Source organism: Pseudomonadota bacterium, assembly GCA_013285445.1.
Lineage (GTDB): Bacteria > Pseudomonadota > Gammaproteobacteria > Xanthomonadales > Wenzhouxiangellaceae > Wenzhouxiangella.
Genome location: CP053448.1, coordinates 3,405,248 through 3,417,310 on the forward strand (window position 1 = coordinate 3,405,248; position 12,063 = coordinate 3,417,310).

The window sequence follows — 12,063 nt, forward strand, 5'->3', positions numbered from 1 at the left end:
GCATGCGCGCTGTAACAGCACTGGCGGTATTGCTATGCAGTCCGGGTGTATTGTCCAGCGACCTGCCGCCCGGCAAACCCCTGGTCCAGAACTGGTCGATGGCCGACTACGGAGGCCAGGTGACGAACTGGGCGATCGGGCAGGCGCCGGACGGGCGGATGCTGGTGGGCAACGGCAATTTTCTGCTGACCTTCGATGGTGCGCGCTGGCGGCAGATTGACACGCCCCAGGGAGACCGGGTGCGGGTAATGGCGATCGATCCGGATGGGCGGGTCTGGGTCGGGATGCCGAACGAGTTCGGTTACTTCGAGGCCGACGAGACCGGAACGCTGGTCTACCACTCCCTGTCGGTGCAGCTGCCGGAGGAGCAGCAGCAGTTCGGGGAGGTCTACGACCTGAACCGGATCGATGGGCGGGTGTATTTCGGTACCGTGAATTTCCTGTTCCAGTGGGATGGGCAATCCCTGTCCGTGTTGCCGAAACGCGAGCAGATCTTCCGTCTGACGCTGGCCCACCAGGGTCGCCTGCTGGCGCTGATCGGTCGCGACTTTCATGACCTGACCGACTTCCCTTCGGACGACCGGGAACTGGCGCCGCTGCCCGGCCTGCAGCAGCCCGAAGGCGTCCGCCTGACCTTTGCAGAATCCTGGCCGGACGGTCGGCTTTTGATGGGATCCCTGGAAAACGGCTTGTTCTGGCTGACGGAGGGTGGAACGCCGGAGCCGGCCTCGTCGATCCCCGAATTGACCGAGGCGTGGCCCTTTGTCGCCCTGCCCATGGACGATGGCAGCATCGTGCTGGGGACCCGCTATCAAGGCGTGATGCATCTCTCGCCCGCCGGTCAGTTGCTGGATCATCTGAGCGAGCGAAACGCTCTGGACAGCAACGTGGTCAGCGCCATGAGCCTGGATCGGGAAGGGGGACTGTGGCTGGCACTGGAAGGCTCGATTGCCCGCGTGGACTGGTTCAACGGCCTGCGCTACTACGACAGCGATCTGGGGGTCGGGCAGGCCAACGAAATGATCGAACATCTGGACGAGCTGCTGGTCGGCGGCGCGCACGGCGTGGGGGTGCTGCGGGCCGATGGCTCAGACGGCAGTCGCCTCCAGAACCTGGACGCGCCCCTGCTTGAAGTCTTCGGTCTGCTGGATGACGGCGACGGTGTTCTGGTGTCGGGTTCGGAAGGCGTACATCGGATGGTGTTCGACCTGGAAGCAGGTGAGACCGTGTCCAGCGAGCGGCTGATCCGCGACACCTACGGCTACAAACTCAAGCCCTCGCGCTTTCGTGACGCGGTCTATGCTGAGCTGGAGTCCGGGCTGGGCGTATTGATCCGTCAAGATGGGGGCTGGGAGACCGTGCAACGGATCGAAGGCATCGATCGACGCGCCGGTCCAATCGCCGAAGCCGCCGACGGCACGGTCTGGGTGGGCACCACGGGTGGCTTGTTCTATCGCCTGCGCTGGAACGAGGCCGATGCCCTGGTCCTGGATTCGATCGTGGGTGCCGCTGAAGGTGTTCCGCCCGGCTTTGCATGGCCCTTCGAACTCCAAGACCGGATCGTGCTGGGCACCAGCGACGGGGGCTATCGTTCTGTCGCCGGCGGCGTTGAACCCGACCCGGCCTTCGGCAACGCCGATTTCGCTATCGACGACGATGGCACGCGCGACGTCTACAAACTGTTTTCCGTCGATGCGGGCACCGTCATCGGCGGTGTCGGCAAAGGAGGCGCCCTGTGGCTGGGCGAGCGATCGGCGGACGGCGCGCTGGTCTGGCCGCGCCGACTTCGGCCCGAGCTGCCGCCTGGGCAGAACTGGTTCTTCAAATTCTTTCGCGGTCAGCTCTGGTTCGGCCGCCACCCCGGCCTGTATCGGATCGACCTGGACCGACTGGGCGCAGAACCGCCGCCGGTGGGCCAACTCGCCGTACAGCGGGCCGGATTTCCGGACGAGGACCGCTGGCCGCGCGGTGGCCCGGGTGAGGGCGTCGCGCTGGAAATCGATCGTGAGCAGCCGACCCTGCGCTTCGAATACGCACTGAGCAGCTATCAGCGCACGGACCGGACCGAATACCGGACGCGCATGGACGGCCTGGAGCGGAACTGGAGCCGCTGGAGTGACGAAGACCGCCGGGACTTTACTCAACTACCGGCCGGCGACTACCAGTTTCTCGTTCAGGCCCGGGACGTGCAGGGACGAGTCATCGACGCCGAGCCCGTCTCGCTGCTGGTCCTGCCGCGCTGGTACGAGAGCACGGCCGCCGGATGGGCCTACGGCGTCATCGCGCTCGTTCTACTGGCCCTGTCGGCCCAGTGGGGCCAGGCCCGCCGGACCCGTCGCATGCGCGCCCAGCAGCTTGAACTGGAGCAGCAGGTGGCCGAGCGCACGGCCGAGGCTCGGGCCAGCGCCCGCGAAGTGCAGCGCCTGAGTGATGCGCGGGCGGAGTTCTTCGCCAACGTCTCGCACGAGCTGCGCACGCCGCTGACCCTGACCCGCGCCCCGCTCGAGGAGCTGGCCCGCGAGCCCCGACTCAGCGAGGACGGCCGTCGGTATTTGGACCTGGCCCAGCGCAACACCGAGGTGATGCAGTCGCTGATCGGCCAGGTGCTCGACCTTCAGAAACTCGACGCCGGTGAAATGCCGATGCGGCTGGTGCGCAACGACCTGGCCCTGGCCGTCCGGCGCATAATCGAGCGCTTCCGGGTCCATGCCGCATCGGAGTCGATCGACCTGGCAAGCGAGGGTCTGGACGAAGTCTGCATGGCGGTGTTCGATCCGCGCCACATCGACACCATGGTCTCGAACCTGCTCGGCAACGCGGTCAAGTTCACGCCGGCCGGTGGTTCGGTTCGCGTGGGTCTGGATCGTGGACCGGATCAGTTCTCGATCCGGGTCGTGGACACGGGGCCCGGCGTTGCCGAGGCCGATCAGGCCGAGATTTTCGAGCGCTACCGCCAGGGCAGCCTCGTCTCGTCGGGAGGTGGCGGCACGGGGATCGGCCTGGCTCTGGTGCGCGAATTGGTCGAACTGCACGGCGGGGAGGTTCGCCTCGACAGTGAGATCGGGGCCGGCGCCAGATTCACGCTGAGTCTTCCGGCGACCCTGCAGCCCCATGATGAACCCAACATGACCGAGCCGCCCGAGCCCGAAGACATCGAACCGGGCTCAACACAGCGCGAAACGCCTCCGGAAGACGCATCGGCCGCACAGATCCTTCTGGTCGACGACAACGCCGAGCTGCGCGAATTCCTGCGGCTGCGCCTGGGCCGGACCTTCCGGATCATCGAAGCCGACAACGGTGTGAGAGGGCTCGAACAGGCCCGCGAGCACCTGCCCGATCTGATCGTCACCGACGGCATGATGCCCGAGCTCGACGGCCTGGGATTGACGCGGGCGGTCAAGGCCGATCCCGAGCTGGATTTCATTCCGGTGCTGATGCTGACCGCCCGCGGCGAGAGCGATGCCATCGTTCAGGGTCTGGCGGCCGGCGCCGACGATTATCTGGCAAAACCCTTCGACGGCGCCGAGCTGGCCGCGCGCATCAATGGCCTGATCGCCTCACGCCGCCGGCTGAAGGCCCGCCTGCAGGCCGAGTTCGAAGCCAGAGACCAGACCATCGACGCCGAGTCGGAATTCGCCCGGGCGGCCGAGCGGGTCGTCGAGGAATCGCTCAGCGACCCGGGCTTCAGCGTTCGCGACTGGGCTTCACTGATGCACATGGACCGGACCACGCTGTTCCGGAAGCTCAAGGATGAAACCGGGCAATCGCCGAACGACTACTTGCGCGAGTCGAGAATGCAGCGCGCGGCCGAGCTGCTCAAGCGCCGCGCCGGCAACGTGGCCGAGGTGGCCGAGGCGGTCGGTTTTGCCAGCGTGTCCTCGTTCTCGAGACGCTTCCGGGAACGCTTCGGCCAGACGCCGGCCAGTTTCCGTCGGATCGGCTGAACAGCCCCGTGACGTTCAGGCACCCGACCGAGAATATCGGCCGGCACCCCGATGCCTGCTCCGGTTGAGCGGCTCTGCAGACAGTCTGCAACCTGCGGCACACGATCCACAACCCCCGGACATGGCGACCTGACCTGCCAACGCGTAGCTTGGAAACCAGGAATAGCACTGGCATTCGGAGCACGACGATGCACAAATTTCTCTTCACTTCACTGCTGGGCCTGGCGCTGCACAGCGCCTCCATAGCCGCGGGCAGTCTCGAAGTCCTGGCTCCGGATGGGCTGGACGCATTCGAATCAATCGACCTGGTCGAGCTCACAGCGGATGCCGGTCGAGTCGAGGCCTCGCCGGTGAGCCGGTTTTCGATCGACCAGTTAAGCCTGGATCGCGGCCGCGTGATTCTGGACGCTGCCCGTCCGCTGTCGCTTGACTTCACCGATGCCCAGACGGCCGTCGCGCTGCAGATCGACGATACCCGTGACTCGGCCACGCTGGTCCTCACGCTTCTGGAAGGCGATCAGGAGATCGGGCGCCAGGTCTTTGCCCATGAGGTCCCGGCCGGCAGCCGGGTCGGCCTGATCCGTGACGGGATGATCAGCGTGGTCTCGGACCGCCCCTTCGATCGGCTGATACTCAAGCGGGTCGATTCCGGTGCCAATGCGTATCCGCTGTATCTGGGTCGGCTGAGTCTGTCCTCCGAGCTGCAGCATTCGCAGTCCGGCCTGCGCGGCAACACCGGCGCACTGGCCTGCAGTATTCCGCTGGGTGTTGCCTACAACCTGAGTTTCTTCATCAGCCTGACGCCCTTTCCTGCCGCGGTGGCCGCCGGTCGCGCGGCCTATGCCTCGAACCTGGCGCTGAAGTTCTGCAAACCCAGCCTCAATGCGCCCGAAGACGTCGAGCGTCGCGTTCCGGCCGGCCAGTGCGAGGTCGAATTCGAGCAGGCGCACATGGCCTTCAAGTATTCCGATGCGCTGGGTATTCCGATCGAGACCCAGAGCGACTGGGGCGAGCTCGGCACGCCGCGTATGACCCATCACAACACCGATGTCGACGTGGTGCTGCTGGCCGGCAATCCGCGTCCGCCGGCGGCCCGATTCACCGATCTCGATTTTCTCCTGTCCAGCGCCTCTTTCGATGCAACCGACAAGATCTACGATAGCTGCCGCGAGGACGGCAGCGTGCGCTACAGCCAGTTCGAGGGCTCGGGGCCACTCTACGAATGCCCCTACAATATCGGCCGGGCGCTGAGCTTTCCGGTCGGCGACAACACCTTGGTCTGGCGGGCCAATCCGCGCGTCAGCCCCGTCGATCTGCTCGATATCGCGATTCCCGGCATTCCCCCGGGCGCCAAGACCGACCCCTGGGTCACCCTTCTGATCAATATCTGGCGCGAGACCTGGCTGCAGGTGCTGGATGTGCAGATCGACGGCTGGCGTCTGCCGAACGCCCAGACCAGCCTGCAGCGGGTAAGGGTTTTTGACGAGATCCCACCGACCATCACGCCGGTGCCCGGCAGCAACGGCAATGCCGTCGCCGAGCTGGTCGGCGGAATCCTGCACGTGACCATCGAAGCCGATGAAGTGGGTGGCGTGTCGCGGCGGCGCTACGAGACCATCCTGCGCTCGTTTTTGAATGTCAGCGATGTCTGCGACCGCGACACCACGCTCGGCGTCAGCTTCCCGAACCCCGAGCTCAGAGCCTTCTGGCCGGTCAGCACCGACACGCAGGACAACGCTTTCTTCGTGACCTGGACCGCGCGCGATCCGGGCCCGAACCTGGCCGGCAACCCGAACGAGACCGTCACCACGATGCGCATCGAGGTGCTGGACCGCCAGCCGCCGACCCTGGTGCCGCCACCGGATATCGTTGAAATCGATTCGACCCAGGTCAGCGATCTCGGCCAGCCGGCGCTGTTCGACCTGGTCGACCTGAACCCCCAGGTCAGCAACGACGCCGAGCTGCCGCTGGGCTTGGGCCTGCACGAAGTCACCTGGACGGCGATCGATGCGTCCGGCAATTCATCGCAGGCGGTCCAGATCGTCAATATCAAGGCCTCGAACATCCCGCCCGTGGCCATCGCCCAGATCGGACCGTCGCGGCCCGATGCGATCTCGTTCGAGCCGACGCCGATCCGCCTGCGCGGCAGCGATGCCGACGGCGATCCGCTGCGTTTCAAGATCGAAGACCGGCCCGAGAACGGCTTCTTCGTTGCCCCGCTGTATCCGTATTTCATCGAGGACTTCCGCATCGAGCAGACGGCCAGCGACGCCGAGCTCGAGGCCCTCTGTCTCCCTGACCCAACCGGCCGCTACGAGCTCGACTTCCCCTCCGACCCCACCTTCTTCTCGGCCAACGATCGGGGTGACACCTTCGTGACCGACTTTGGCGTGGTTGAATGCCGGCCCCCGCCGACGGTCTTCCTGCGCCAGAAACGCCTGGCCCGCTTCAATCCGGACGGCAGTCTGGGTCCCTCCTACACGAACCTGGGCTCCGCCGAGTTCAATGACGTGAGGTTCGACTTCAACAGCGGCCTGGTCGTCACCACGCAGGCCCTCCCGGCAAGCTCGAACAGCAACGGCCTGATCCAGATCTACGACACCGATCTCGAGTATCAGAAGGGCTTCAACCTGGGCTACATCGAGGACACGAGCGGCAACTGCATCCCCTTCTCCGTTGATGGCTGCTTTATCCGTAACCCGCGGAGCACCGTGGTCGACGCCCTCGGCCTGATCTATGTGATGGGTCGCACGGGCCGGATCTTCGCCCTGGAAGACCATTGGGACCCCAGCAACCCCGACGCCGAGTTTGTCGACTACCTCAGTCATGACGTCGAGAATGATCCCGCGACCTGGCTGACGACCGGCCCGCTGGCCCTGGACGCGGACGGCTTCGTCTACGCCGCGCGTGGGGATCGAATCTACAAATACGAGCCGTCGCGACAGGTCAGCCCTTCACGGGTGGTTCCCGGCGATCTGGTCGGCTGGCTGGGCCGCTGCGACAGCGACCTGGCGCCGGGCGATCAGGCGGTCTGCGATGTCGGCAACCGCCGCTCCCTGGGCTTTTCCTGCACGGACGAGATCTGTGGCGTGGACAATGCGTTCAATGCCGAAGAGACTGCGTTCTGTGATGAGGGTGCGGTCATCGACCCCAGAAGCGGCTGTCGCCCCGGCCAGTTCCGCGGCACGCCCCAGGGGCTGGACATCGCCCCGGACGGCACGATCTACGTGGCGGATTCCGGCAACGACAGGATCCAGCGCTTTACCCCCGACGGCTTCTTCGCCGGCCAGGCCAAGTCCACCGGTGCCGGCTCGGGCTTTGTCGTCGGGGATTTCGGCAGCCCGCAGAACGTCTCGGTGAATTCCAGCCGCTTCTATGTGCTCGATCCCGACACCAATCTGCTGCATATCTCCTTGCTGACACCCTTTGTCGAGATCGGCCACGACTATGCCGATCTGGTTTATCAATCCACCAACCAGTTCGCCTGCGAAAGCAGCGCCGACTGCATCGATCGCTTCAGCTTCCGGGTCAGCGACGGCGTGCGCGATTCCGTCACCGGTCAGCCCGAAGTCAGCGCGCCGGCCGAAGTCGAAGTCGAGGTCAGCCGCAACTTCCGCGCGCCGTTTGCCAACTCAGGCATCAGCGTGGTGGTGATGGAAGACCAGCCGACGCCCGTTCCGCTGGACGGCAGCGATCCGGATCCGCTGGATACGCTGTCGTACGTCGTTATCGACGAGCCAGCCAAGGGCGAGGTCCTGATCAACGGTCAGAATGCGACTTACGTACCGGGCGAGGACGCCTTTGGTGAGGACCACTTCCGCTTCGTCGTCAGCGATGGCGTCGAGACCTCCGCGCCCGAGACCGTCCAGGTCGAGATCATCGAAATCAACGACGCGCCGATCATCAGCCTGCCCGACGCGCCCATCGAGGGCGGCACCGGCTACCGGGTCCAGCTTGACCTGGCCTTCCGCGACCCCGACCCGGACGAAAACCACACGGTGGTCATCGACTGGGGCGACGGCACGGTCGAGCCCGAGGGCGAATTCGATGCCGACGGCCGACCGACCGGGCCGATCCTCGGCCACGGCGGTACCGACTCGGGACGAATCACCGCCGATCACATCTACCTGAGCGCCGGCAACAGGACCGCCGAGGTCTGCGTGACCGATCGACTGCAGCCCGGACCCGGCGACACCGAGATCCCGACACCGGGGCTGTCGCTGACGACCTGCGAGGACATTGCTTTCACGATTGCCGACGGCATCGATCTGGCCTTGAGCGCCACACCGTCCACCGATGTGGCCTTGCCGACCCAGTTCGTCAGCTATCAGTTCCAGGTTGAAAACCGTCTGCCCGATGCCGGCCTCGGGCTCACCGCCACCGGTATTCAGTTGGCCATTCGCTTAGGCTCAGGCTTCGATGAGGCCAGCATTACGACGCCGGCCGGCTGTGTTCGCGATCGTTATTGGCTCGACTGCAGCATCGCCAACCTCTCGCCAGGCCAGTCGACCAGCTTCAGCATCACCGCCCAGGTCGGCGCCGACACGCCCTCCGGCACGCTGCTGGTGAGCGAGGCCGAGGCGGTGCTTGACCAGACCCCGATCCATCCCAGGTTGGAGCTGCTGCTGACCACGCCGGTCTCGCGCCCGGCCGATTTCCAGGTCGGGGCTGCCGGAGATGCGCTGAAAGACCTGCCGGACGCCAATCCGGGCGATGGCGTCTGCGCATCGGCCGACGGGGTCTGCACCCTGCGCGCGGCCGTCGAGGAAGCGGCCGTCTCGGCCACGCCCAAGGTCATCGCGCTGGGCAACGGGCTCTATGTGCTGGACTACGTCGATGGTTTCCCGCGCGGCCTGCAGTTCAATGGCGACATCGTGCTGATTGGCAACGGGCCGGACAAGACTCGCATTCACGGACCCCGTCACGGCGCGAACGGCGGTTCGCTGCGCCTGGAAAACCTCACCCTCAGCGGCGGTGGTCTGACCGCTTCTCCGATCGATACCCTGACCATTCGCCGGGTGCGCTTTACCGGCAACGAGATCATTTCGAGCTTCGGCGGGGCGATCCAGACCAATGCCGACACCATCGATATTCGCGACACCACCTTCGACAACAACTTGAGTACGGTCGATGGCGGCACGCTGATGTGCCTTTCCTGCAGCGGCGTGATGGAAAACGTCACCGTCACCGGCGGCAGCGGCGGCGGACTGACCTTTGTCGGCACAGGCCAGATCGAATTGAAACACATGACCATCGTCGGCACCGGCGGCGGCTCCGGCTGGGAATCGCCCTTCGGCGCGGCACTGCACGTTTACGACAACATGAACGTCACCCTCGCCAACTCGGTGCTGGCCGACAACTACCCCACCGGCAACGCCGTCAATTGTGCGGTGTCGTCGAATGCCAGCCTGGTCTCACTGGGCAACAACGCCTTCGGCGATCTGACCGGCTGCGATCTCACGCCGCTGGTCAACGACCTGCTGATCGACTCGGCCGAACTCGAACCCCTGGCCGCCGGCCTGGGCGGCCTGCCGGTCAGACTGCCGAGCGCCGACAGTCCGCTCGTCGATGCTTTCGACGACTCGAGCTGCCTGGCCACCGACGCCCGCGGCCTGACCCGGCCCAGAGACGGCAACGACGACGGCATTGCCTGGTGCGATATCGGTGCAGTCGAGCGCCGCTCCGACGGTGTGTTTACCGACCGCTTCGGTACGGCGCCGTAAGCCGACACTGGCAACCGGAGCGCGCGCAGAATCCGAACGACCGGCCAGGCCCCGCCCGGCTTGAACTCCCGGGCCAGGTCGCTCATTCTTGGCGGCATGGACGCCGCCCGTTTTCGCCAGATCGAGGAACTGTTCGAGCAGGCCCTGTCGCTCTCGCCCGAGGCACAAGCCGAATTGCTGGCCGATGTGGCCCGGCACGACCCCGGTGTGGCCCGGCGGGTCGAGGCGATGCTGGCGGCCGATGCCGGTACCCGGGATGTCCTGCGTCAGGCCGTCGAAGGCAAGGCGACCGGCACCCGCTTACCCGGGCGGGTTGGCCCGTTCCGGGTCTTGAGCAAGCTCGGCGAGGGTGGCATGGGGGTGGTTTACCTGTGCCGGCGCCAGACCGAAGAATTCGAACAATTGCTGGCGGTCAAGCGCCTGAACGCAGCGTTTGATTCGGAGCTGGCCCGGCAGCGTCTGGCCGTCGAGCGGCGCGTATTGGCCAGCTTGCGCCACCCCAACATCGCCCAGCTCGTCGACGGCGGCGAGGACGCCGACGGGGCGCCGTTCGTGGCCATGGAGTTTGTCGACGGTCTGCCGATCGACCGCTACGTGCGCGAGCACGGCCTTGATCGCGGCGCGCGCATCCGACTGTTCCTGGACTTGTGTCAGGCAGTCCAGTTTGCCCATCAGCATCTGATTGTGCATCGCGACATCAAGTCGGCCAACGTGCTGATCGACAGCCACGGACAACTCAAGCTGCTCGATTTCGGCATCGCCAAGCTGATTGGCGAGGAGCGCGGCGGCGGCGACGACACGGTGCTGACCGTGGCCGGGGCGATGACCCCGCATTACGCCAGCCCCGAGCAAATTCGCGGCGAGCCGGTCACGCCGCTGACCGACATCTATTCGCTTGGGGTGGTGCTCTACGAATTGCTGGCCGACCGCCGGCCCTACGAGATCAGGACACGCCGACCGACCGAGCTCGAGCGGATCATCTGTCACAGTGAACCGGCGCCGCCGTTTCCCGGCCGGCGCGGACGCGCGGCTGATCTCAACAGCATCGTCGCTAAAGCCATGCACAAGGATCCGGCGCGGCGCTACCAGTCGGCCGGGCAACTGAGCGAGGATCTCCAACGCTGGCTGGAAGCCCGTCCGGTGCTGGCGCGCCCCGACTCATCGCTGTACCGCTTGAGCGTGTTCGCCCGGCGCCATCCGGCCGGCGTTGGCCTGAGCGCCCTGATCGTCCTGCTTCTGGTCGGTTTTTCCGCGGTCATGGGCTGGCAGGCGCAGCAGATGGCGATGGCCCGCGACCAGGCCGAACGCGAAGCCGCCGTGGCCAACCAGACCTCCGGGTTTCTGATCGAACTGTTCCAGCACTCCGACCCGCGCGAGACCAATCCGGCCGGGTTGAGCGCCCGTGACCTGCTCGACCAGGCCGCCCTTCGCATTGCCAGAGAGCTGGAAGAAGATCCACTGATGCGAGCCCGTCTGATGCAAGTCATCGGACTGGCCTACGGCAATCTCGGCCTCGAACAGCCCGCGGTCGATCTGCTCTCGCAGTCGCTGGCCCTGCGCGAGGAGTTGCTGGGTCCGGACCATGCACTGGTCGCCGACTCGTTCAATCGGCTGGGCAACATTCAGCGCGCGTTCGGACGCTTTGATCAGGCCGAACCGCTGCTGCTCAGGGCGCTTGAATGGCGCCAGGCCAATGGCCCGGTCGATCATGACCTGGCCGATTCCTGGAACAACGTCGGACTGATGCAGAACGATCTGGGGTGGTCCGAGCGCGCCGAAGTATCGCTGCGCCGCTCGATCGAGCTGCACCGTCAGGTCGGCGGCGGCGATGCAATTCAGGCCGCCGCGCCGCTGCACAACCTGGCCCTGGCCCTGCGCGCCCAGGGCCGCTTCGAAGAGGCCAGACAGGCGGCAAGCGAATCGGTGTCCATCAAGCGGGCCAACGACTGGAGCCTGTCCTCGCTGGCGGTCACTCTGGCCGTGCTGGCCAACATCGAGCGCCAGCTCGGCAATCTCGACATCGCGCTGGCTGCCTCCGAAGAAAGCCTGGCGCTGAGAGAGCAGGTGTTCGGCCGGGACAACGCGCGCATCAGCAGTGGCCTGGTCACTCACGCCAGGATTCTGCACGAACTCGGCCGCAGCGACGAGGCCGAACAGCTCTACATCGAGGCCGCGCGGCTACACGAGCCCCAGGGCAGCAGTCCGCCCCTGGCCCTGGCCAATGTCTATCTCGGCTACGGGCGTTTCCTGCATGAGCAGGGACGACAGGAGGAGTCGGCCGCCCTGCTTGCTTCAGCGCTGAACATCGCCGAGGCACACTATCCTGCCGATGCCCCGGAACTGGCGCGTTACCGCGCGCCACTTCAGTCGGCGCCCTGATCCATGAACCGATCCCA

Annotated in this window: 3 protein-coding genes; all 3 read left to right on the plus strand. The window is 65.7% G+C overall.

Annotated features, from left to right (window positions below):
- The first annotated feature begins 2 nt into the window (after nucleotides 1–2).
- The 3 genes from HND55_15060 to HND55_15070 all read left to right on the plus strand — a co-directional run bounded on the left by HND55_15060 (nucleotide 3) and on the right by HND55_15070 (nucleotide 12,046).
- Nucleotides 3–3,944 (plus strand): response regulator, encoded by a 3,942-nt coding sequence (locus HND55_15060; protein QKK03859.1) that lies wholly within the window; start codon nucleotides 3–5, stop codon nucleotides 3,942–3,944.
- 188 nt (nucleotides 3,945–4,132) lie between these two features.
- Entirely contained in the window at nucleotides 4,133–9,667 is a 5,535-nt protein-coding gene (locus HND55_15065) for a hypothetical protein (GenBank protein ID QKK03860.1), read from the plus strand.
- A 96-nt stretch (nucleotides 9,668–9,763) separates the two neighbouring features.
- Nucleotides 9,764–12,046, plus strand: coding sequence for a tetratricopeptide repeat protein (locus HND55_15070; GenBank protein QKK03861.1), 2,283 nt, complete (start codon nucleotides 9,764–9,766; stop codon nucleotides 12,044–12,046).
- The last annotated feature ends 17 nt before the right edge of the window (nucleotides 12,047–12,063 follow it).